16 protein-coding genes are annotated in these 23,108 nt (G+C 71.4%); 10 read left to right on the top strand and 6 right to left on the bottom strand.

Features of this window, described 5'->3' with window-relative positions; translation table 11 throughout:
* Positions 1-12 precede the first annotated feature (12 nt).
* The 3 genes from WMF20_RS02745 to WMF20_RS02735 all read left to right on the top strand — a co-directional run bounded on the left by WMF20_RS02745 (position 13) and on the right by WMF20_RS02735 (position 3,791).
* Positions 13-690 carry a hypothetical protein gene (locus WMF20_RS02745; protein ID WP_437610450.1) on the top strand — a complete coding sequence of 226 codons (678 nt, stop codon included), beginning with the start codon at positions 13-15 and terminating at the stop codon, positions 688-690.
* A 198-nt stretch (positions 691-888) separates the two neighbouring features.
* The gene (locus WMF20_RS02740) at positions 889-3,255 is read left to right on the top strand and encodes a (Fe-S)-binding protein (RefSeq protein WP_437610448.1); all 2,367 of its coding nucleotides are present in this window, start codon (positions 889-891) and stop codon (positions 3,253-3,255) included.
* 275 nt (positions 3,256-3,530) lie between these two features.
* Positions 3,531-3,791 carry a hypothetical protein gene (locus WMF20_RS02735; protein WP_437610446.1) on the top strand — a complete coding sequence of 87 codons (261 nt, stop codon included), beginning with the start codon at positions 3,531-3,533 and terminating at the stop codon, positions 3,789-3,791.
* Between the two features lie 81 nt (positions 3,792-3,872).
* Here WMF20_RS02735 and WMF20_RS02730 read toward each other — a convergent pair whose 3' ends face one another.
* The gene (locus tag WMF20_RS02730) at positions 3,873-6,179 is read right to left on the bottom strand and encodes a BamA/OMP85 family outer membrane protein (RefSeq protein WP_437617076.1); all 2,307 of its coding nucleotides are present in this window, start codon (positions 6,177-6,179) and stop codon (positions 3,873-3,875) included.
* A 287-nt stretch (positions 6,180-6,466) separates the two neighbouring features.
* Between WMF20_RS02730 and WMF20_RS02725 the strand changes: the two genes are divergently transcribed.
* From WMF20_RS02725 to gspC, 3 genes are all read left to right on the top strand, one after another.
* Positions 6,467-7,042 carry a ubiquinol-cytochrome c reductase iron-sulfur subunit gene (locus WMF20_RS02725; RefSeq protein WP_437610444.1) on the top strand — a complete coding sequence of 192 codons (576 nt, stop codon included), beginning with the start codon at positions 6,467-6,469 and terminating at the stop codon, positions 7,040-7,042.
* Positions 7,039-8,826 carry a cytochrome b N-terminal domain-containing protein gene (locus tag WMF20_RS02720; protein ID WP_437610442.1) on the top strand — a complete coding sequence of 596 codons (1,788 nt, stop codon included), beginning with the start codon at positions 7,039-7,041 and terminating at the stop codon, positions 8,824-8,826. The genes WMF20_RS02725 and WMF20_RS02720 overlap by 4 nt, the downstream gene beginning before the upstream one ends.
* A gap of 271 nt (positions 8,827-9,097) precedes the next feature.
* Positions 9,098-10,054 carry a type II secretion system protein GspC gene (gene gspC, locus WMF20_RS02715; protein WP_437610440.1) on the top strand — a complete coding sequence of 319 codons (957 nt, stop codon included), beginning with the start codon at positions 9,098-9,100 and terminating at the stop codon, positions 10,052-10,054.
* Between the two features lie 32 nt (positions 10,055-10,086).
* Here gspC and WMF20_RS02710 read toward each other — a convergent pair whose 3' ends face one another.
* Positions 10,087-11,688 carry a serine/threonine-protein kinase gene (locus WMF20_RS02710; RefSeq protein WP_437610438.1) on the bottom strand — a complete coding sequence of 534 codons (1,602 nt, stop codon included), beginning with the start codon at positions 11,686-11,688 and terminating at the stop codon, positions 10,087-10,089.
* A gap of 142 nt (positions 11,689-11,830) precedes the next feature.
* Complete coding sequence (locus WMF20_RS02705) at positions 11,831-12,433, bottom strand: hypothetical protein (RefSeq protein ID WP_129572882.1); 603 nt, start codon at positions 12,431-12,433, stop codon at positions 11,831-11,833.
* A gap of 449 nt (positions 12,434-12,882) precedes the next feature.
* Between WMF20_RS02705 and treS the strand changes: the two genes are divergently transcribed.
* From treS to WMF20_RS02685, 4 genes are all read left to right on the top strand, one after another.
* Entirely contained in the window at positions 12,883-16,278 is a 3,396-nt protein-coding gene (gene treS, locus WMF20_RS02700; protein ID WP_437610436.1) for a maltose alpha-D-glucosyltransferase, read from the top strand.
* Positions 16,279-16,730: 452 nt separating this feature from the next.
* The gene (locus WMF20_RS02695) at positions 16,731-17,609 is read left to right on the top strand and encodes a hypothetical protein (protein ID WP_437610434.1); all 879 of its coding nucleotides are present in this window, start codon (positions 16,731-16,733) and stop codon (positions 17,607-17,609) included.
* Positions 17,610-17,721: 112 nt separating this feature from the next.
* Positions 17,722-18,261 (top strand): hypothetical protein, encoded by a 540-nt coding sequence (locus WMF20_RS02690; RefSeq protein WP_437610432.1) that lies wholly within the window; start codon positions 17,722-17,724, stop codon positions 18,259-18,261.
* Between the two features lie 216 nt (positions 18,262-18,477).
* On the top strand, positions 18,478-19,125 hold the full coding sequence (locus WMF20_RS02685) for a superoxide dismutase family protein (RefSeq protein ID WP_437610430.1): 648 nt from the start codon (positions 18,478-18,480) through the stop codon (positions 19,123-19,125).
* Positions 19,126-19,506: 381 nt separating this feature from the next.
* Here the strand turns inward: WMF20_RS02685 and WMF20_RS02680 are convergent, their stop codons facing one another.
* The 3 genes from WMF20_RS02680 to WMF20_RS02670 all read right to left on the bottom strand — a co-directional run bounded on the left by WMF20_RS02680 (position 19,507) and on the right by WMF20_RS02670 (position 22,941).
* Positions 19,507-21,102 (bottom strand): serine/threonine protein kinase, encoded by a 1,596-nt coding sequence (locus tag WMF20_RS02680; RefSeq protein WP_437610428.1) that lies wholly within the window; start codon positions 21,100-21,102, stop codon positions 19,507-19,509.
* 577 nt (positions 21,103-21,679) lie between these two features.
* Complete coding sequence (locus tag WMF20_RS02675) at positions 21,680-22,627, bottom strand: alpha/beta fold hydrolase (protein WP_437610426.1); 948 nt, start codon at positions 22,625-22,627, stop codon at positions 21,680-21,682.
* Positions 22,627-22,941 carry a hypothetical protein gene (locus tag WMF20_RS02670; protein WP_129572875.1) on the bottom strand — a complete coding sequence of 105 codons (315 nt, stop codon included), beginning with the start codon at positions 22,939-22,941 and terminating at the stop codon, positions 22,627-22,629. The genes WMF20_RS02675 and WMF20_RS02670 overlap by 1 nt, the downstream gene beginning before the upstream one ends.
* Positions 22,942-23,108 lie beyond the last annotated feature (167 nt).

The raw sequence follows: 23,108 nt of genomic DNA, 5'->3' as shown, positions 1-23,108 counted from the left end.
ATGCAGCCCCCCATGCGAACCCCCGGTCCCCCGCGGCGCGAGCGCCGCCCCCGCGGCGCCGTCCCGAGGGCGCCCCGCGGCCCCCGCGTGCGCCTCGCCGGCGTGCGCTGGGCGCTGGGCGCGGCGCTCGCGGCCCTGCTCCTCGCCGGCTGCATCGAGGTGCCGCCGCCTCCGCCCAAGCCGCCCCTCGAGCCGAAGGACCTCAAGGTCCCCGAGGGCGTCGGGCTCGAGATGGCCTGCACGCCGACGGGGGTCGAGCTCTGCTTCGACGCCCGCGACAACAACTGCAACGGCGTGATCGACGAGGGGTGCGGGCTCCACACCGGGATCCTCCAGTTCACGATCGCCTGGGAAGAGGCCGAGGCCGACGTCGATCTCAACGTCTACGATCCGGCCGGAGAGCTCGCCCGCGTCGGGGAGCCGACGGCGAGCGGCCTCATGAAGGATCGCGACTGCCCGCGCGTGAGCGGCGAGTGCCAGGAGCAGAACGTGGAGAACGTCTTCCTCACCGAGGGCGAGCCGGCCCGGGGCCGCTACCGCGTCGTCGTGCGGCTCGACAAGCTGAACGACGCGACGGCGCCCGTCCGCGTCCGCCTGAGCGCGCGGGTCGGCCAGCGCTCGTACAGCATGGCGCTCGACCTGTCTCCCTCGCCCGCGAGCGAGGAGAAGAGCGTCGAGTTCACGCTCTGAGCCCCGGCGGGCACACCTCCGGCCCGAGCGCGATCCGCGAGCGCGCGCACCAGCGACTCCGCCCTTGCAGGAACGGGATCCAGCGACAGCGATCCGCGCGCTTCACCGCCGCCGCGCGGTTGACGTCCGCCATCCCCCCACCTTAAAAGATGTGGCCATTTTGCACCCGGAGACGTCCCGCGAATGAATCCCATTTGGATGCTCACATTGCTCGTCGGCCTCTTCGCCGCCTTTGCGTGGAGCGCCAACCGGCGTTGGCAGCTCCTCAAGGTCGGGCGCGGGGAAAACCGGCTCGACCGGCTCGCCGAGCGCCTCAAAGGCACCTGGGAGTACGCCTTCCGCCAGCGGAAGATGGGTTACTACCCGCTCGCCGGGCTGGCGCATAAGCTCATCTTCTTCGGATTCCTGGTTCTCCTGCTCCGCACGCTGATCCTGTGGGGGCGCGGCTTCGACCCGGCGTTCGACCTGTGGATCCTGGGGCACGACCCGGTGCGGCTGCCGGGCATCGGCGCGGTGCCGCTCGGCGGCATCTACGAGTTCGTGAAGGACGTCATGGCGTCGCTGGTCGTCGCCGGCGCGCTCGTGTTCATCTACTACCGGGCGATCAAGCGCGAGCGGCGCATGACCCTGTCGGGCGAGGGGCTGCTCATCCTCGGCATCATCCTCACGATGATGGTGAGCGACATGCTCTATGACGGCGCCTCGCTGGTGCTGCACCACCGCTGGTCGACCGCGGCGTGCGCTTCCGGCGACGCGGCGCTCTGCGAGCGCGTCGCCACCGTGACCGCCCCGTTCGCGGGCGTCCCCGCGGACCCGGCGGCGCTCCGCTGGCACCTGTTCCCCGCCCCGGCGGGCTCGCTCTTCGCCGTGCTGCTGAGCGGCGCGAGCCCCGGGGCCCTCGTCGTCCTCGCGCACGTCGGGTTCTGGACGCACGTCACGCTGGTGCTCGTGTTCCTGAACCTGCTCCCGCACTCGAAGCACTTCCACATCATCACGTCGATCCCGAACGTCTTCGCGCGCAACCTCGACCCGCGCGGCCGGCTGCCGCTCGTCGCGGGCAGCGCCGAGGCGATCGGCGAGATGGTCATGAAGGCCGCCGAGGAGCCCGAGAAGGCCGAGCCGGTCGGCATCGGGCGCGTCGAGGACTTCACCTGGAAGGCGATCCTCGACTTCTACACGTGCACCGAGTGCGGCCGCTGCAGCGACAACTGTCCGGCCCACAAGACGGGCAAGATCCTGAGCCCCAAGCAGCTCACGCTCGACCTGCGCGACCACCTGTACGGCCGCGAAGCCGAGTTCCTCAACCGGCCCGGCGGCCCGCGGGGCGAGGGCAACGGCCACGCGGCGCAGGCGAACGGCCACGCCGGCGACGGGGCGGCGGCGCAGGACGGCCAGGGCGCGGAGGCGCAGGAGGGCGCCGGGCACGCGGAGCAGGCGGCTCCGGAGAACCCGGTCCCGACCCCGGAGCCGGGGTACAAGCCGGTCGACCTCGTGGCGAACGTCGTCCACCCGGACGTGCTCTGGGCCTGCACGACGTGCCGGGCCTGCGAGGAGCAGTGCCCGGTGATGATCAGCTACGTCGACAAGATCGTCTCGATGCGCCGCCACCTGGTCATGGTGAAGGGCGAGTTCCCGGCCGAGCTCGGCAACCCGTTCAACGCGATCGAGGTCAACGGCAACCCGTGGAACCTCGCGCGCATCGATCGCGCAAACTGGGCCGAGGGGCTCGAGATCCCGACGATGGCCGAGAAGCCGCAGGCGCCGGTGCTCTACTGGGTCGGCTGCGCGGCGAGCTACGACGACCGCGCGAAGAAGATCGCGCGCGCGACCGCGCGGCTCCTGAAGGCGGCCGGCGTCGACTTCGCGATCCTCGGCCAGGAGGAGACCTGCACCGGCGACCCGGCGCGCCGCGCGGGCAACGAGTACCTCTTCGCGATGCTGGCCGAGCAGAACGCCGCGACCCTGAACGGCTACAAGGAGCAGGGCGGCATCCGGAAGATCGTCACGACCTGCCCCCACTGCTTCAACACGCTCGCCAACGAGTACCCGGACTTCGGCGCGAAGTTCGAGGTCGTGCACCACACGGACTTCCTGCTCGGCCTGGTCGCCGAGAAGAAGCTCGTCCCCAAGAAGCCGGTCGAGGGGAAGGTGGTCTTCCACGACTCCTGCTACCTCGGCCGCTACAACGACGTGTACGAGCAGCCGCGCGACATCCTGAAGCGCATCCCCGGCGTGCAGCTCGTCGAGGCCGAGGGGTGGAACCGGCAGAAGGGGCTCTGCTGCGGCGCCGGCGGCGCGCAGATGTGGATGGAGGAGCAGAACAAGGACCGCGTGAACGTCAAGCGGACGCTGCAGCTGCTCCAGACCGAGGCGAAGACGATCGCGACCGCGTGCCCGTTCTGCCAGACGATGATCACCGACGGGCTCAAGGATCAGTCCAAGGAGGACTCGATCCGCCAGCTCGACGTGGTCGAGCTGCTCGAAGAGAGCTGCGCCCTCGACCGCCCGGCCGGCAGCCGCGCCGCTCAGGAGGCCGCCGGCTCCGAGGCGGCCGCCGGCGCCTAGCTTCCCGTACATTTCCGTTGTGGACGCACGCGGGACCGCCGCGCCGTGAGGCCCATGGCGTACGATCCCGCGTGTTTACCCACATTTGCGCCCTGGAGCAGGCCTGACGAGGATCAGGCACAGCCTTCTCGTGCGTCCCGTCTCGGCCTGAGCTAGATTCGGCCGTGCCGCCGGAGGTGGATGTGATTGAAGGCGCTCTGAAGGGGACCGCGAACCTGGACCCCCGCCCTACGCTGGAGGGAGCCGCGAATGCGGAGCACCGGCTCAGGGGGACATTGACTCACCCGATCTGCATCTCGGTCGACGCGGTCGCCGACAGCGCGCTGCGCGCGCATCAAGCAGCCTCGGGCGCGACCGAGCTCCGCTGCGACGTGTGCGACGCGGCCATCGAGGGCGAGCCCGCCGGGCGCGGCCTCTACGTGTGGTCGCGCGGCGATGAGCTCCGGATCGAGGAGCCCGCCCTGTGCGGCGGCTGCGCCGTCGCCATCGGAATGACCGCGCTGTCCGCCTGGAACGTCGAGGAAGAAGAGGGCTGAGCCCGCCTCCGCGGCCGCGTCGAGGGGCGACGGGCGCGGGCCGCGCCGCCGCCCGACGGCTCGCTCCACCTCAGCATCCCGTCAGAACGCCTCGCCGATCGCCAGGTTCACGGCGATGGGCAGCACGCCGAACAGCGCGTTCGGGGTCCGCTCGTCCTCGGGCCAGCCTTCCTCCCCGGGCGTGCACTTGCCGAAGACCTGCATGCACGGGACGCGGTAGCCGACGTCGAAGCGCAGCGGGCCGACCGGCGTGGTGTAGCGCAGCCCGACGCCGGCCGAGAGGTGCGGCCGCTGCGCCCCCGAGCGGAACAGGTTGAGCTCCCGGGTGACGTCGCCCGCGTCGGCGAAGATCACGGTGCCGAAGCTCTCGCCGAGCGGTATCCGGAGCTCCAGGCTCGCCTCCCAGAGCAACCGGCCGCCGATGGGGACCAGCGGGGCTTCATCGCCCTGGGCCTCCCCCTGGCCGGTCAGGCTCGGCACGCGGGCGTGGGGACCGACCTCGTTGAACCCGTAGCCGCGGTTGCTCGTCGCGCCGCCGCTGAAGAACCCGCGGAACTGCATGAGCTGGACGTCGGCCCCCACGTCCGCCCGGCAGCCCGCCCGGGCCGGATCGTCCTCCGCGAGGGTGTCGCACCGGGTCAGATCCGCCGACGACGCGTCGCCGTAGCCGCTCGGGAACAGCCACCCGGTCGTCATGCGGAAGCCGAGGGTCCATCTCCTCGAGACGGGGAGGTAGGCGCGAAACTCGGGCTGGAGGCGGAGATCACGCGCGGCGCGGACCTCGTGCCCGACGATGGCGTTCGCCAGCTCGGTGTCGAAGCGCAAGTACCCGGCGAGCTGCGCGTCGAGCGCCACGTAGTAGCCATGGTGAGGGGTCAGCCGGTCCGGCTTGCCCGCCCGGTTCAGGCGGCGATCGTAGGACACGAGCGCTTGCAGATAGGGGATGAAGATGGACTGGAACCCCAGCGGCAGCGGCACGTCGTTGTAGGTGAACGGGCTGTTGAGCTGAACGTTGTAGAGGAGGGCCGCGTTCAGGTCCGATTTCAGGAACGGCCGCTCCAAACCGATGGAACCGACGTACTCGCGGTAGCCGACGATCGCGTGCTCCGGGGGCTCCTGAGGAGGGTTTGCTGCATTTCCTGGCTCCCCCTCTTCTGGTTTCTTTGCCGCATCGGGCTTGGTGCAGAACTCACCGGTCCGCGGGCAATAGAGCTTGAACGAGCCGCGCAGCACCGCGGCCGTGCGCCGCTCGAACGCCCCCGGCTGGCGGAGCTCGGACCGCAGCTGGATCTCCGGCAGGAGGCGAAAGGTGTCCCCGAGATCCTCGCCGAACAGGGTCGAGAACTCGACCGGATAGAAGACCAGCCCCGGCCGGGCCTCGATGTTGAACCGGCGCAGGCCGCCGAGGAAGTTGCGATCCTCCCACCCGGCGACGAGGTGCGCCTCGACGCGCGAGCCGACCTCGGCGCCGCCGCCGAGCTTCACGGCGCGCAGCGCGGCCGGCTCCACGGAGAACGTCACGGGGACGACCGGGCTCCTCGGCTGGCCCGGCGGCGCGAGCTCGGGCTTCACGGCGACGGCGCCGAACACGCCGAAATCGGCCAGCGCCTGCTCCGCCTCGGAGAGCGCCGCGGTCGAGAAGCGCTCGCCCTCCTCGATGCCGATCGCCGTCCTGACCGGCCCCTCCGGCAGCTCGCCGAGCCCCTCCAGCTTCACCTTGCCGAACGTGCACTCGGGGCCGAGCTCGATCGTGTAGCGGACCCGCGCCTCGTTCTTCACGAGGTCGACGTCGACGTGCCCCTCGACCGTCGCGTAGGCGAAGCCGCGATCCGTGAGCACGCGGAGCAGCGCCTTCTTCAGCTCCTCGTACTGGTCCTCGTCCAGGCGCTCGCCGACCCGGAGCCGGGCCTTCGCGTCGGTCACCGGCCGGACGATGTCCTTGCCCTTCTCCAGGGTCCAGTCCCGCCACTGGAGGTCCACCGAGGCGATCTTCACCGGCTGTCCCTCGGAGACGACGATGCGCACCCGCACGCGCCCCTCCTTGCCGGGGCCGCCGGTCCGCTGCACCCGCGCCGCGCGCGCCCGCGCGTTGTAGAACCCGCGCGCCCGGTAGTACCGCTCGATGCGGGCCATGTCCCGCTCCAGGACGAACCGGTCGAACCGCTCGTACTCGACCGTGAGCGCGTCCCAGATGCTCAGGATCGGCACGGGCTCGAGCGCGCCGCCGAGCAGATGCGAGCTCTCCGCGGTCGCGATGCGATCGGCGAGCTCGGCGCCGCTGATCACCTCGTCGCCGTCGAACGAGACCTCCTCGATGGCGCACCCGCTGAGGTCCGGGCGCGTGCACGCCGGCGGTTGACGCGAAGCGGCACAGGCGGAGACCCCCAGCGCTGCGAGCGCCGTGAGCGCTGCGGCGGCCGATCGCGACGGCGGAACCTGAACACCTGAAAGAGAACTTTCGGTTGAGCCGGCGACGATGCGATCGCCCCGGTGTGCGCGATGGCGAGGATTCAACGTTTGGCCCGTATTTTCGATATGCTGCCGTCCACTTCGGCCGCCGGAGGCCCGGTCCGAGTCTGAGCGGGCCCTCGGAGCGGCGCGAGCGAGGGAGAGCCTACGAGATGGCAGAGCCGACGCAAAAGGAACCTGGTGCCGGTGGGTACCCGGGATATGGATTGCCGCACGAACCTGGGGCGCCCGCGAGCGCCGGCGCGCCGTTCGGCGGCCCGCCCCCCGAGGAGCGGCGCGGCGCCCTGAAGGCGCTCGTGGCGATCGGCGGCCTCGCCTACGCCGGCGCGATCGCGGTGCCGGCGGCGACGTTCCTCGCCGGTCCCGTCGGCAACGCCGGCGCGTCAAGCGGGCGCGAGCGCTGGGTCCGGGTCGGGCGCCTCGCGGATCTGCCGCCAGGAGAGCCCCGACGCCTCAAGGTGATCGGCGAGGAGCGCGACGCCTTCACGGTCGCCAAGGACCAGATGCTCGGCGCCATCTGGGTCATCCGCGAGGGCGAGAAGATCCGCGCGATGAGCGCCACATGCCCGCACCTCGGCTGCGGCATCGAGCTCAACGACGACAAGAAGAGCTTCAACTGCCCGTGCCACGCGTCGCGCTTCGCCCTGTCGGGCGCGCCGGAGACGGGGCCGTCCCCGCGGCCGATGGATCCGCTCGCGACGCGGGTCGTGGACGGCTGGGTCGAGGTGGACTTCCGGCGCTACCGTGACGGGACCGCCGAGCTCCAGGAGATCGCAGGATGAGCTTCGGCGACTGGCTGAACGAGCGCGTCGGCTACCGCGAGCCCCTCCGCCGCCTGCTCGACGAGCCCATCCCCGGCGGCGCGCGCATCGGCTACGTCTGGGGCGGCGCGCTCGCGCTGCTGCTCCTCATCGAGGCCGTCACGGGCGCGCTGCTCATGTCGGCGTACGCGCCGAGCGCGACCACGGCGTGGGCGAGCGTCGCGCACATCAACTTCACCCTGCGCGCCGGGTGGCTCATCCGGGGCCTCCACTACTTCGGAGCGCAGGCGCTCGTCATCCTGGTCGCGGTCCACGTGGCGCAGCTCGCGATCCACGGGGCGTACCGCGCGCCGCGCGAGGTCGGCTGGTTCCTGAAGCTCGGCCTGCTGCTGATGATCCTCGGCTTCGCCTTCACCGGCAACCCGCTCCCGTGGGACCAGGACGGCTACTGGGGCACGCGCGTCGAGACGGGCATCATGGGCGCGGTCCCCGTCGTCGGGACGCTCACGCAAGAGCTCGTGGTCGGCGGCAGCTCGCTCGGCCACATGACGCTGACGCGGCTCTACGCGCTGCACGTGTTCGTGCTGCCGGCGGCCACGGCCCTGCTGCTCGCCGGGAGCTTCGCGCTGTTCCGCAAGCACGGCTTCGGCGCGCCCCACGGCGCGAACCTCTCGAAGGCGGACCGGTTCTTCCCGAAGCAGCTCGGCATGATCCTCCTCGCCGGCGCGGTCGCGCTCGTCGTCCTCTTCGATCTCGCGGCCATCGAGCACGGCGCGCCCCTCGAGGCGCCCGCGGACCCGGTCAGCGACTACACCGCCCGCCCGGCGTGGTACTTCCGCCCGCTCTTCGAGCTGCGCAAGTTCTTCCCCGGCTCGCTGGAGCTCATCGCGACCGTCGGCTTGCCGGCGGTGATCGGGCTGTACCTCGCCCTGCTCCCGTTCATCGACAGGAAGCCCGGCCCGCTCCGCGCGCGCCTGCCGGCGCTCGCGCCGCTGTTCCTGATCGGCCTAGGGGCCGCCGGCCTCCTCGCGAAATCGTTCGCGTCCGACGCGAAGGACGAGGGCTACCAGCGCTCGCAGGCGCAGAACGCCCAGCGGACCGCGCGCGCGATCGCGCTGTTCAAGCAGGGCGTCCCGCCCGAGGGCGCGCTCGCGATGCTGCGCAACGATCCGGAGACGCGCGGCGAGGACCTCTACAAGAAGGAGTGCGCGAGCTGCCACCGGCTGAACGATCTCGGCCCGCCCAAGGACAAGCAGACGGCGCCGGACCTCACCGGGTTCGGGACGAAGGCGTGGGCGCTCGAGGTGCTGAGGGATCCCGACGCCGACCACCTCTTCGGCAAGACGCCGTTCAAGGAGATGATGCCGTCGGTGGTCAAGCCGCCGGCGGATCCCGAGGCGGCGAAGGTGTTCACGCCGATGAGCGCGGCCGACCAGGAGACGATCGCCGCGTTCCTCGAGGCGCAGGCGCGCGGGGAGCCGAGCGCCGGGACCGCGGGGGAGAAGCTGGTCCGGCAGCGGTGCACGAGCTGCCACCGGCTCGACGGCAAGACCGACGACGAGGAGTCGGCCGCGCCCGAGCTCCGCGGCTGGGCCTCGGTCGCGTGGATCGAGGCGCAGATCGCGAACCCCGGCAGCGGCAAGGCCTACCCGCCGGCGGCCATGGCGAAGGACCTCGAGGGCCACATGCCGGCGTTCGAGGAGAAGATCTCCGCGAACGACCGGAAGATCCTCGCCGCCTGGGTGTACCGCCGCGGCCTCGGCGAGGCCGCGGCCGGCGCCAAGGCGCCCGAGAAGAAGCCCTGAGCGAGCACCGCTCGGGCCCCCGCCGTCCCAGACCTCCCTCCGCTCGCCCTTCCTCTCGATGAACGCCGGCGCGCGCTGATCCGTTCGGGTCGCGGCGCGCTGCCGGCGCTCGCGCGCACGCCCCGGCGCGCACGCCGGCATGCGCGGTGCTGTGCGTCCCCGAGGGCGGGGGCCGGTGGCGACATCGTGCACGGTCGCCTCCCACGCCGGCGTGCGCGCGGCGCTCGCCTCGACGGCGGCGGCGCGCGCGCGCCCAGAAAGAGCAGGATCCGTGGACCTGGATGCGGCCGTGAAGCATCACTTCCCGTGGATCGCGGGCACGCTGATCGCGTCCGCCGCCTACTTCCAGGCAGCGGGGGTCTCGCACCTGCTCGGGAGGACGATCATCCCGGACAGAGCCGCGGGCGTCGCGCCCCTGCCGCGGGTCTCCGGCCGCGCGCAGCGGAACGACCTGCACGCGACGAACGCCGACGCGATCCTGCAGCGCAACCCGTTCGACTCGGCGACGGGGCCGCTCCTGCCGCCGCCGGGCGGCGCCCCCGAGGCGCGCGCGGCCGCGGCGGGCGGCGATCCGTGGCGCGATCCGCTCTGCGACGCCGGGCGCGTGGTGCTCATCGCGGCCTCGCAGGACGACGCGTGGTCGTTCGCGGCCATCGAGGGCCCCGACGGGCGGACGCAGCTCCGGCGGCTCGGCGGCGACGCGCCGGGGGGCACGCTCGCGCGCATCGCCTGGGACCGCGTCTGGATCGCCGCGGGCGGCGCGCGCTGCCAGCTACAGCTCGGAAAGAGCGCGCGCGCGGCGGCGCCGGAGCCGCAGCCGCCGCCGCGGCCCCAGGCGACGCCGGTCGGCGGCGAGGGCGGCCTGAGCTCGATCCCGCCGGAGATCGCCGCCCGCATCCGGCGGGTGAGCGCCACGGAGTTCAACGTCGACCGGTCGGCGGTCGACCAGATCCTCGAGCAGCAGGCGCTCCTCATGCGCTCCGCCCGGGTGATCCCGGAGCGGCAAGGGGGCCGGGTCGTCGGGCTGAAGCTCAGGATCAAGCGGGGCTCGCTGCTCGAGTCGCTCGGGCTGGAGAGCGGCGACTCGCTGCGGTCGATCAACGGCTTCGACGTCACCGATCCGCAGAAGGCGCTGGAGGCCTACGCGCGGCTCCGGACCGCGAACCACCTGTCCGTGGCGATCGAGCGCGGCGGCCAGTTGATGACGGTCGACTTCAACATCCGCTGAAGACGCCGCGCCTTGGGCGGCGCCCCGCGCGCTCAGCCGAGGGCGTCGAGCGTCGCCTTGGCCGCCCGGCCCGAGAGCGACTGCGGCGCGACCGACTCCCACCACGCCGCCGCGTGCTGCTCGGTCCACTCGGCGTCCAGGCGGAGCGCGGCGAGCCGCTCGGACAGCTCGCGCGCCGACCGCGGCCGCTTCGCCGGGTCCTTCTCCAGGCAGTCGAGGACGAGGCGGTCGAGCGCCGGCGGGATCGGGCGCCCCGCGCGCTTCGACGGCGCGACGGGCGCCTCCGTGGCGTGGAGCAGCACCATCTTCATCGCGGTCTCGGCCTCGAACACGAGCGCGCCCGTGAGCAGCCAGTAGGCGACGCACCCGAGCGCGTAGATGTCCGTCCGGCCGTCGATCGGTCGGTCGCCGACCACCACCTCCGGGGCCATGAACGCGGGCGTCCCGGTGATCGCGTTGTCCGCCGTCAGCGTGGAGGGGGCCGCGTCCTTCTTGCGCACGGCGACGAGCCCGAAATCGAGCACCTTCAAGAAATCGAGATCCGCGCCGTAGCGGCACAGGAAGAGGTTGGCGGGCTTGATGTCGCGGTGCACCAGGAAGGCCCTGTGCGCCTCGTGCAGCGAGTGGCAGGCCTGCCGCAGCAGGTGGACCACCCGCGCGGGCGGCTGCGGGCCGTCCAGCTTGACGAGCGTGTCGAGGTCCATGCCGTCGAGCAGCTCCATCACGTAGTAGAACGACCCGTCGCGGGCGACGCCGAAGTCGAAGATGCCGATCGTGTGCGGCGACCTGAGCGCCGCGGTCGCCTGCGCCTCGCGCTCGAACCGCGCCTTCGCGTTGCCGCCGCTCGCCGCCTCGCCCTGGAACGCCTCCGGGCGGATCAGCTTCACGGCGGCGGGGCGCGCGAGCATGCGGTGCTTCGCCCGCCACACCTCGCCCATGCCGCCGCCGCCGAGCCGCTCGACGAGGCGGTAGCTGCCGAGCTCCCGCGCCGCGTCGAGCTTGCGCCCGAGGCCGAAGACGACGCGCGACACGAACACGGAGAGCGCGAGCGCGATGACGCTCGGGAAGAAGCGGCGGAACATCGCCTCGCGCGAGGGCATCTCCATGAAGCCCGATCGGACGAGCACCCAGAGGCACGCCGGATCGGCGAGGATCGCCAGCGTCGAGGTGAACAGGGTGCGCACGCTCGGGGCGGGGATGATGATGGGGAACATCAGCACCCAGACGGCCACGGGCGGCCAGCCCGGCAGCATCGGCCCCTCGGGCCACGGCTGCGCGTTGGTGATGACGGCGATCGAGGCGGCGCCCAGGATCTTGTAGGCGAACGAGAGGTCGACGATCCGCGGCGGCGAGAGCAGCCGCCGCCGCGCGACGACGAAGAGCGCGGCCGAGACGAGCACGAACGGCAGGAAGACCGCGAAGCGGATCGGGCGGGGGCCGAGCGCGAGGCCCGGGAGGAGCTCCGACACGATGAAGCCGGCGGCGCCCACGACGATCGTAGAGAGCGCCACCCACGCGATGCGCCGCACCGCCTCCTGCTCGAGGTCCGGGGGGAGCCGCGGCGACAGCCAGTCCCAGCGCGCCCTCGCGCAGGGATTGCTGGCGTCGGGGCCGAGGAAGACGGTCTCGCTCATGCGTCGCGCGCGGCGCACGGCCGCGCCCGCCAGCCTCTAGGGGAGCACGCAGGCGGGGGGAATAGAATAGAAGAGCGGCGCGGCGCCCGCGCCGCGCGCTCCGGCGGTGCGCCCGCGCCGCCGGAGCACGCGCAGGGCGGCGTTACTTGGAGAAGACCTGCGCCGCCGCGATCCCGGTGCCCTTCGTCGCCTTGAGGATCACCTTGCCCGGGCCGCCGATCGGCAGCGGGTTCTTCCAGCAGCCGGAGGCCTTGCCGCCGAGCGTCGCCGCGGCGCCGGTCGTGCTGTCCTGCGCGAGGACGACGGGCGGCAGCCCGGGCGCCGGCTGCGACACGAGCTGGATGTCGAGCTCCTGGACGCCGATGCCGATGCCGACGACCGTGTAGCACTTGCCGGCCGAGATGGTGATGTCCTGCTCGAGCGTCTGGCCCTCCTGGAACTGCGCCGCGAACGGCCCGCCGTCCGCCTTCATGCCCGGCGCCTCCGTCGTGCCCATCCCCTGCAGGACGGGCGTCGCGGCCACCGCGGCGACCGGCGGGATCGGCGTGGCGGCCGTGCCCGCCGGCGCGGCCGTGGCCGTCGTCGTGGGCACCGTCGTCGCGGGCGTCGTCGGCACGGCCGACGCGCACCACTGGCCCGGCGGGCACGGGTTGCTCGGGTCGATCGTCGGCTCAGGCGTCGACGAGCACGCCAGCGCTCCGAGCGCGGCCAGGGAGAGCGGGAGTACCTGGAAGACACGCATCATGAAAATGCTCCTTCGATGGGCATGAGCTCGCCCGATCACTGAACGAGGTGCCGGCGCTTCTTACACCGGCTGCGGTTCGACGTGTGGGCCGAGCGCGCGACGCAGCGGACTCGACAGCGCGGCGGCGACGGGCGGCAACGGAGGCAACGGAGGCAACGGACGCCAACGGACCGGGCCCGCTGCCGCCGCGCCGCTTTGCGCCCCGCGCGCGCCGTGCTATCCGAGGTTTGCCTGCGCGGTCTTGCAATTCCAAGTAGTTAAACTATACACGTGATTCGCGTCACCTGCGTGGGACGGCAGCGCGCGCCCAGTGGTGGACCTCCGCAGCGTGCCTTGCCTCCTGGCCTCCTCCGGCCCAGGCGGTGTGCTCACGCCGTGAGGGGGCCGTCCCGCTGTGTCCTGAGCGCCCGGCGTCGTCGCGCGGATAACGCGCATCCGTCGGAGCAGCCATGAGCCAGGATCAAAAGCCCCCTCCCGCCGAAGGCAGCGCCCTCTGGTACAAGGACGCGATCATCTACGAGGTCCATGTCCGCGCGTTCAGCGACTCGAACGCCGACGGCATCGGCGACTTCGAGGGGCTCGTCGACAAGCTCGACTACCTCCAGGATCTCGGCGTCACTGCGATCTGGCTCCTGCCGTTTTACCCATCGCCGCTGCGCGACGGCGGATACGACATCGCGGACTACACGAACATCAACCCGTCTTACGGGACGCGGCGCGAGTTCGCCCGCCTCCTGCGCGAGGCGCACCGCCGCGACATCCGCGTCATCACCGAGCTCGTCCTGAACCACACCTCGAACGAGCATGAGTGGTTCCAGCGGGCGCGGACCTCGCCCAAGGGCTCACGCTGGCGCGACTTCTACGTCTGGAGCGACACGCCCCACCGCTACAAGGACGCCCGGATCATCTTCAAGGATTTCGAGACGTCGAACTGGGCGTGGGATCCGGTGGCCAACGCCTATTACTGGCACCGCTTCTACTCCCACCAGCCCGACCTCAACTTCGAGAACCCGGACGTGCACGCCGCCGTGTTCAAGGTGGTCGACTTCTGGCTCGAGATGGGCGTCGACGGCCTGCGGCTCGACGCCGTGCCGTACCTCTACGAGCGCGACGGCACGAACTGCGAGAACCTGCCGGAGACGCACGAGTTCTTGCGGAAGCTCCGGCGGCACATCGACGCGAACTTCTCCGATCGCATGCTCCTCGCCGAGGCCAACCAGTGGCCCGCCGACGCCGCGGCGTACTTCGGGAACGGCGACGAGTGCCACATGAACTTCCACTTCCCGCTCATGCCCAGGATGTTCATGGCGGTGGAGCTCGAGGACAGCTTCCCGATCGTCAACATCCTGAAGCAGACGCCCGTGGTCCACGAGACCTGCCAGTGGGCGACGTTCCTCCGGAACCACGACGAGCTCACGCTCGAGATGGTGACCGACGAGGACCGGGACTACATGTACCGCGTCTACGCGCAGGAGCACACCGCGCGGATCAACCTGGGCATCCGGCGGCGGCTCGCCCCGCTCATGAAGACGCGGCGCCGGATCGAGCTGATGACCGCGCTGCTCTTCTCGCTGCCGGGGACGCCCGTCCTCTATTACGGCGACGAGATCGGGATGGGCGACAACATCTATCTCGGCGACCGCGACGGCGTGCGCACGCCGATGCAGTGGAGCGCCGACCGGAACGCCGGCTTCTCCCGGGCGAACCCGCAGAAGCTCTACCTGCCGATCATCATCGACCCCGAGTACCACTACGAGGCGATCAACGTCGAGGCGCAGCAGCAGAACCCCGCCTCGCTCCTCTGGTGGATGAAGCGGCTCATCACCCTGCGCAAGCAGAACAAGGTGCTTGGCCGCGGTACGATCGAGTTCCTGCACCCGGACAACAGCAAGGTGCTCGCGTTCATCCGCGCGTACGGGGACGAGCGGCTGCTCATCGTGGCGAACCTGTCGCGGTACGCGCAGCACGTCGAGCTCGACCTCGCGCGCTTCGAGGGCATGGTCCCGGTCGAGCTGTTCGGCAGGAGCCGCTTCCCGGAGATCACGAGCCGCTGTTACCCGCTGTCGCTCGGGCCGCACGACTTCTTCTGGTTCGCGCTGGAGCCGGCGACGCCGGCGGCGTCCGTGGGCGAGGCCCAGGCGGTGCCCGCGATCTCGACGAGGGGCTCGTGGCGGACGCTCCTCTCGCCCGAGGGGCGCAGGGCGCTCGAGCCGGCGCTCGGGAAGTTCATCGCGGCGCGGCGCTGGTTCCGCGGCAAGGCGCGCACCCGGCGCGCGACGACGCTCGCGGACGTCATCCCGATCCTGCGCAGCGAGCAGACGGTGGCCGAGCACTACCTCCTGCTCGTGCGCATCGAGTACACCGACGGCTCGCCGGAGACGTACGTCGTGCCGGTCGGCTTCGCCACGGGCGATTCGGCGCGGACGCTCGCCGCGCGGACGCGCCACGCGGTGATCGCCGACGTCACGGTGCGCGATCCGGAGCCCGAGGCCGCGGCGGCGCCGGAGGGCGTCCTGTACGACGCGCTGACGACGCCGGAGTTCGCCGCGCTCATCCTCGCCGCGATCCGCGCGCAGGGCGCCGCGACCGGCGCCGCCGGCGAGCTCCAGGCGCTGCCGTTCGGGACGACGCTCGAGGCGCTCGGCGCGGACGGAGAGCTCCCGGCGCGCGTCGCCGAGAGCGAGCAGAGCAACACCACCATCATTTACGGCGACAAGCTGCTCCTCAAGATCTTCCGGCAGGTCGAGGAGGGCATCAACCCGGAGCTCGAGATCGGCAGGTTCCTGACCGACCACCAGTTCCCCTCGACGCCGCGGCTCGCCGGGGCGATCGAGTACCAGGGCCGCGGCCGCGAGCCGACCACGGTGGCGATGCTCCAGGAGTACGTGCAGAGCCAGAGCGACGCGTGGACGAGCACGCTCGAGTCGCTGAACCGCTTCTTCGAGCGGGTGCTCGCCGACGAGGGGTCGGTGAAGGGGAGCGTGCCGCCGATGCCGGCCGGCACGCTCGTCGACGCGTCGCGCGCGGCGCCGCCTCCGGTCGTGAACCAGCTCATGGGCACCGAGCTCGTGAGGATGCGGCTGCTCGGCGAGCGCACCGCGCAGCTCCACCTCACGCTCGGCCAGGAGAGCAAGAACCCCGCGTTCGGGCAGCAGCCGTTCACGACGCTGCACCAGCAGTCGATCTTCCAGTCGGCGCACGGCATGCTCGCGCGCACCTTCACGCTGCTCCGGAAGCGCGAGCGCTCGCTCCCCGAGAACGTGCGCGAGCAGGTGTCGGCGATGCTGCCGCGCGAGGCCGAGATCAACGCCAAGCTCCAGCAGATCGTGTCGAGGAAGTTCGACGTCACCCGCATCCGGACGCACGGCGACTTCCACCTCGGCCAGGTGCTCTCGACGGGCGACGACTTCATCCTGATCGATTTCGAGGGGGAGCCGGCGAGGCCGCTGAGCGAGCGCCGCTACAAGCGCGGCCCGCTCCGGGACGTTGGCGGGATGCTGCGCTCGTTCGACTACGCCGGCGCCTCGGCGCTCCGGGACGCTCGCCTCCGGCCCGAGGACGTCACCGTCCTCAAGCCATGGACCGACGCCTGGGTGGCGTGGATCTCCGCGAGCTACCTCGCGGGATACCTGGAGACGATCGCGCGCGCTCAGGCGGACGCCCAGCCGCGGACGGACGAGACGGCGCCGTACGTGCCCGCGAGCGACGCCGATACGGTGCTCCTGCTCGACTTCTACCAGCTCGAGAAGTGCATCTACGAGGTCGGCTACGAGCTCAACAACCGGCCCGATTGGCTGGACATCCCGCTGCGCGGGCTGGAGCGCTTGATTACGCCCAGGGCGTAAATCAGCACCCCGGTCCCCTTCCCCTCCCTTTTCCTTTCCGGTCAGACCTGCTCGGGCGCGCTCGGCTCGGAGCGCGCCCGAGGCGTGGCGCTCGCCGGGACGCGACGGCTTCCTCGCCCGGCGCGCTCGCGCGGCGGTGCGCGGCGAGGAGGTGCCGGGCGCGCTTGCCTCGGCGTGAAGAGAGAGGAGATGCCTTGGCCCGGAGCCATCGGCCCGTTCGGCAGACGAAGAGTCGAGTCGTTCGGCGGCTTCCTCTGGTAGGGTGTCGGCCTGCGCCGAAGAGAGCCCGGGAGCGCGGTTGACCTGAACCTCGGGCCAGGAGGTCCTACCCAGTGAGCAGGATATCGCAACTCGGCCTGGGACTGTGCATTGCCGCTGCTCTCCTGATTTTCTCATCCACCGGTCGCGCCGAGCCCACAAAAGCGCCGGAGAGGGAGCCCGTCGAAGGTGCGGTGGCCCGCCTGCGCGCGCAGGCGAACGCCGCGCAGGCGGAGGGCCGCTTCGCGGAGTCGCGCGACATGTGGCAGGCGATATGGGGGATGGAGCGCTCGCAGGTCGCCGCCTGCAACATCGGGGCGCTCTCTTACCGGATCGGGGACGCGCCCGCTGCCGTGCGCTGGCTGTCGCTCTGCAAGGAGATCATGCGGCCGCCGAGCACGCCAGAGGAACGTGAGCTGTACGAGTCGCGGCTGTTCGACCTGGCGCGCGCGCGCCAGCTCGTGGGCGAGATCCGCATCGCCCTTCCCGCCGGGGCGTCGTGCACCATCGACGGAGAGCCGGTCACGATCGAGCGCGACAAGCTCATCCCGGTCAACCCTGGACGCCACACGATCGCCGCGACGCTGAACGGCGCCGCCGCCCGCGTCGACGTGGATGTCCGCCGCGGGGAGCTCCGCGACGTCCGGCTCGATGTGCCGGCTCCGGCGCTCAGGCCGACGGCGCCGAGGGCCCCTGCCCTCGCGAGCGCGCCGCCCGCCTCCAGGCTGCGGACCGGCCTCATCCTCGGGGGCGCCGCGGCCTCGACGCTCTTCCTGGCGCTCGGCGGCGGGCTGATGATCGTGGCGCACGAGGCGGAGATGAGCCGGAACGAGACCGCGCGCAGCGTCGGCGGCAACAACTGCCTTCGCCTCATCGCGCCGGAATGCAAGCGGGCCGCCAGGTACGAGGACACCATGTTCATGGCGCGCGAGTTCGGCGTCGCCAGCTTCATCGCCGGCGGCGTGCTGGCGGCCGGCACCCTCGGGATTGCGCTCTTCACCGAGGCTTCACCGAGCCCGCGCGCCGAGGTCACCGCGTCGGCCAGCGGCATCGCGCTCCGCGGCGCGTGGTGAGCCAGCCCCTCCGCGGAGCCCGCCGGCGCGCTGGACGACGCGGGCGCCGCCATTATCCTCGAGCGCTGGTGGGGCGATGATCCGGCTGGAGCTCGCAGGCGCGCATACGCGGGTGCACTCGACGCTGTGCGGCGCCTGCCCGCAGGGGCCGACCGGCTGCTGCGCCAGCCCGCCGGGGGTCGAGTGGTCGGACGTCGGGCGGATCGTGTCGCTCGGCGGCGCAGGCTGGCTGCTCGATCAGATGACCGCGGGCAACCTGCGCCCCGGCCGCCGCGGCCTGCTCATCCTGCGCGTCGAGCCCCAGGGCGGCGACGGCCACGCGCTGCCGAAGCGGTGCGTGTTCCACGGCCCCGAGGGGTGCACCATCCCGCCCGAGCGGCGCGCCGCGACGTGCAATTACTATGTCTGCGACGACGCCTTCGCGCACGGGGGCGAGGGTCGCGGCGACCCTGAAGCGCTGGCCGGCCGCAGGGCCCAGGACGCGCTCGTGGACCTCTACGGCCGCTGGGATCTCGAGCTCGCCGCGCTCATCCGTGAAGGCTGGCCAGACGGCCCTACGTGGAATCAGGATTTTCTCGACTGGCTCGGTCGACACTACGATCGCCTCGCCGCCACTGCAGCGTCCGCCGCTCGGGCGCTCCGGGCTGGATAGCCCATCACGCGCGCCGGAGCGCTGGAGTCGGCAAGCAGGGCCACATTTTTCTATCATCAGCGCAATTCCCTCGCCGAAAAGGCGGTCAATGCATGATTTTTGTGACGTAGTTGCTTGGACGCTCGCCGTGTTGCGACATACTCGTGCCCTCGATGGCTTGGCCGTGTCCGGGGGCAATGGTGTGCCCGCTCGGGTCGCGCCGAGGAAAGGAGACTTATGTCACGGTGGTTGAAGCTCTCGTTGCTTGCCCTTGGTGCCAGCGCTCTCTTGGCTGCGTGCGGAGACGACGGAGAATCGCCCGCTGGGTCCAGCAGCACGTCGAGCGGCGCGAGCACGTCGGCCGCGACCGGCTCGGGCGGCGGCGGCGGCGGCGACGGCGGGAACGGCGGCGGTGACGGCAGCGGCGGCGATGGCGGGAACGGCGGCGGTGACGGCGGGAGCGGCGGCGACGGCGGGAGCGGCGGCGGCGGGTCCCTGCAGGCCGAGGCGGAGTTCCTGGAGCTCAACGCGAGCGGCCTGAGCGGGACTGCGACGTTCACGCAGTCCGGAGAGGAGGTGACGCTCACCATCACGGTATCCGGCTGCCCTGCCGGCGAGCACTCCGCTCACATCCACGAGAACAAGAGCTGCGAGGAGAACGGCAACGCTGCGGGCGCCCACTGGATTCCGAACGGAGAAGGGCTCGGCAGCTTCACGTGCGATGAGGATGGCCAGGGCACGCACACGGTCAAGCGCGGGACCGACGTCTGGACCGTCGGCGGCGACGCGGCCACCGACGTGACGAAATACTCGATCGTCGTCCACGCTGCGGCAGACCCGAACGCCGGCGGCCGCATCGGCTGCGGCCTCATCGAGCAGGAGTAACCCTCCGCGAAGCTCCTTTGTGGAGCTCTCCTGTCCGGGCCCTCCGAGCGTCCCGCCGCTTCCCGGCTGGCTCGCGCTCTCCGGGCCCGCACCGCTCGCGACGTCCGTCAGGCGCGCCAGCGTGGGCCTCGGCCGCGCCGGTTGCGGCGACCCGCATACGAGACCGTCACGACGCCAAGCGTGCCGACAAGCTCCCTTGTCGGCATCGCTGACGCCACGGCAGGTCACCCTCTTCTCGCGGGACTTCCCTTGTCTGCGTCGCTGGCGCCGCGGCGGCTCCGCCGCTTCTCGCGGGAGCACCGGTATCGACGCAGCGGGCTCGCGCCGCCATCCGATCGCCTGGCGCGTGGACAGCGGGCCAGCCGGCGAGGCGCGGAGTCTCTACTTCGGAGGCATCCCCGTGACCTCCTGACGGCGGAGGGTCACGGTGCGCTCGACGACGTCGGACGCGGAGAGCTGCAGGAAGATCGACTCGTCGAACCAGCCGGACCTGGACACCACGACGACCTGCATCCCCCGAGGGAGCTCGATGCTGAGCGGCGTCGTGCCGAGCATGCTGCCGTTCCAGCTCACGTTCGCGTCCGCGGGCTCGCTCCGGATCGTGACCTTGGCCTTCGCCACGTTCGAATCGACCCCCTGATCGACCGTGGAGTCGAGGGGAGGCTGCGTCGACACCACAGGCTCCACCGGCTCCGCCGGTCTCCCGCGGAGCATCGCGACGGCCGCCACGGCGAGCAGCGCCGCCACGCCGAGCGCGGAGGCGAGATACCCGCGCTGCCGCCACGACGAGACGCGCCCCACCGTCGCGCCCAGGCTGTCGGGGTCGACGGCCGCAGGCTCATGCTGGTGGTTCGTGGGGCTGCTGTGATCGGTGAGGACGGGCAGCGCCGCCGCGGTCGCGGAGGGCCACATGGAGCGGTTCATCCCCATGACCATCGACGCGCGCGGAAACTCGCCGACCATCGAGGTGCGCTGGATGTCGCCCGCGACGTCCAGCGAGGTCAGGTACTCGAACTGCGCGGTGACCTGCTGGCGCACGAGCGCCCTGCTCTCCGCGAACATCGCGAGCACGTGCGCGCCGAGCTGCTCGGTGCGGACGTCCTCGCCCGAGCCCCGCAGGTAGCTCTCCAGCGCGTCGCCCATCTCCTGCGCGGTGGCGAACCGTCGCGCCGGGTCCCGCTGGAGCGCCCGCTCCACGATCTCGTCGAGCGCCGGATCGATGTCCGGCACGACGGTGGAGAGCCGCGGGATGTCCCGCGTGAGCAGCTGGTGCATCACGGCGACATGATCGCCGTCGAAGAGCCGCCGCATCGCCAGGAGCTCCCAGAGCACGATGCCGATCGCGAAGATGTCGGCCCGCCGGTCGACGTCGCCGCTCGCCATCGCCTGCTCGGGCGCGGCGTACGCCATCTTGCCCTTGAACGTCCCACTCTCGGTGTGCGCCGCGTTCAGGGACGCCTTCGCAACGCCGAAATCGACGATCTTCACCGCGCCGTCGTACGTGATGAAGATGTTGTGCGGCGAGACGTCGCGGTGCACGACGCCGAGCAGGCGGCCGTCGAAATCCGTGAGCTCATGCGCGTAGTGCAGCCCGCGCAGCGCCTCGACGACGATCCTGACCCACACCGGGCGCGTGAAGCTCGCGGCGCCGGGACAGCCGCTGACCACCGCCCTCACGATGTCCTTGAGCGGCTGCCCCTCGAGGTACTCCATCACGATGAAGTACCCGCCGCTCTCGCCCCCGATCTCGTAGGTCTGAACGACGTTCGGGTGATTGAGCCGGGCCGAGAGCTTGGCCTCGTCCAGGAACATCAGGACGTAGCGCGGGTCCTCCGCCATCCCGACGCGGAGACACTTCACAACGACAAGCTTGTTGAACGACCCGGGCCCGCGGGAAACGGCGAGGAACACATCCGCCATTCCCCCACGACCTAATTTTGCAACCAGGCGGTATCGACCAAGCAAGCTATTGCTCACTTGCTTGTTCGTCGAGATGGTTTGGCCGCCTGCATTCACGACATCCCCCGCTATAAGAGCTTAATTACCCCGTTGACCCCAAGTTTGCAAAGACTTTTATGTTTGGAAACACTCCGCGCACATCCCGGACGCGTGGCGCGCCGCTCCATCGTTCGCCGCCACACCGTGGCATTCTGGCGCAGCGCTCCATCGCGGCCCGCGGGCAAACCCGGCCGACGCAGCGGATGTCAGGGTCCTAACGAAGTGAGTCGAACGCGCGCGGCCCATGTGTAGGCGTGCATACAGTGCGGCGCTGTCATCTCGCCCGCCGCTCGGCAACGGCTACCTCGTACAACAGCAGCTTCACGACCCGGAACGCAAGGGGCCTGGTCGCTCCTCGGCTCGACCGGCTGCCGCCGGCGCAGCGCCCGCGAACCCGGAGAGCGCGTTTCAGTAATCCAGCCTACGCACTCTCGGTCGACCGCTCGCGACACCGGCAGTCGCGTCGCTCGCGGACGCGCAGGGGCTGCTCGAGCAGCCGATGTCCGCCCGGCGCGGAGTCGCCTCCGCGCTGTCCCGGTCGTTCGTGGAAGGGGTCTTACCAGGGGTCCTGCGCCCAGAACCTGCGCACGACCTCGAGCGTGGCGTCGAGCTGCTCGAAGTGGGGGAGGCCCCGCGTGGGCGCGATGCGGGCGACCTCGACGCGTGCGTTCCGCTGCTGGAGGTCGCCGAGGCGCTCGAAGCGCGAATGGGGGTCTTGATCGTGGACGATCAAGGTGGGGACGGGCAGGCGCGCATACAGGCGCTCGAAGGCGTCCTCCGTGAACAGGGCGCCCGAGATGAACGCGAGGGGCGCGCGGTGGGCGCCTGGCTCCTTCGACGTGCGGATGGCGTAGTCGACCAGGCCGGGATCCGGCGCGCCGACGAAGCTCTTCTTCAGGAACCAGCGAATGCTCGGCGGCGAGGCCAGCACGCGATAGAGCGCCCCGGCGACCGGAGGGACGTGCGCGACCGTCCGGAGGACGGCGCTCGCGCCGGGCGCCTCGCGGCCGAGCCCCGTCGGCGAGACGAGCACGAGGCTGTGCACGAGGCTCATCTCCTCGCAGGCGACGGCGGCGGCGAACTCCGACGAGAGGGAGAGCGCGACGACGTCGGCGCCGCCCGGCTCGCGGACCACGTCCGTGAGGAAGCGGCGCACCGCGGCGCGATAGAGCTCGCGATCGTAGGCGCGGTCCGCGCGCTCCGAGAGGCCGAAGCCCGGGAGATCGAGCGCATAGACGGGCCGCTCCGCGCGGAGCGCATCGAACAGCGGCGCCATCTCCTTGGACGAGGCGGCCGCGTCGACCCCGTGCAGCAGCACCACGGGGCGCCCCGTTGCGCGCGTGTCCACGTAGTAGGCGAGGCGCCCGGCGCTCCACGTGTCGACATGCCGGATCTCCGCGTCGAGCGCCGCCGCGAGGGGCGCGCGCTCCAGCCGGCGGAGCGCGCTCGGCACGAAGCGGAAGCGATCGACGACCCCATCGAGGCTCATCGCGCGCGCCGCCATCACGCCTCCTCCACGGGGGGCATCCCCTCGTCGTCCGCGCGCTCGATATCGGCGAGGCTCGCGGTCCTCGGAGCCGGCCGCCCGTCGGCGCCGCCTGCGGCGGCCTGTCGATCCTGGCCAGCATCGCGGCGCCCGTCGCGCTCTCCGCGCTCGGGCTGGTCCGAGACCTCCTGCGCGGCGCGTACCAGCCGCTCCAGGCGCTCCTCCTCCAGGTGATGACGAGCCCCGTTCGGACCACCGTGACGATCCTCGAAGCGGTGGTGCCCGTTCTCGGCATGGCCATGGGACACCGTGCGATCAGGTCGAACTGTCATGCTCAGCTCCTTCCGCATGGAGTCAAAGCACGGACCGTGCCCCTGCGGATCCCGGATCCAGAGATGCTCGTGGGGCCCAGAGCGGACTGAACAGGGGCAAAGGCGCCCCGAGTGTGACCTTTTGCCTCGATCGATCCCGCTCGATCAGCGGCGAAGCGCGGGTCAAC

The sequence above is a fragment of the Sorangium sp. So ce834 genome (genome assembly GCF_051521425.1).
Taxonomy (GTDB): Bacteria; Myxococcota_A; Polyangia; order Polyangiales; family Polyangiaceae; genus Sorangium; species Sorangium cellulosum_D.
The sequence above is the reverse complement of the archived record's forward strand: the minus strand, read 5'-3'. Positions and strand labels throughout refer to the sequence as shown.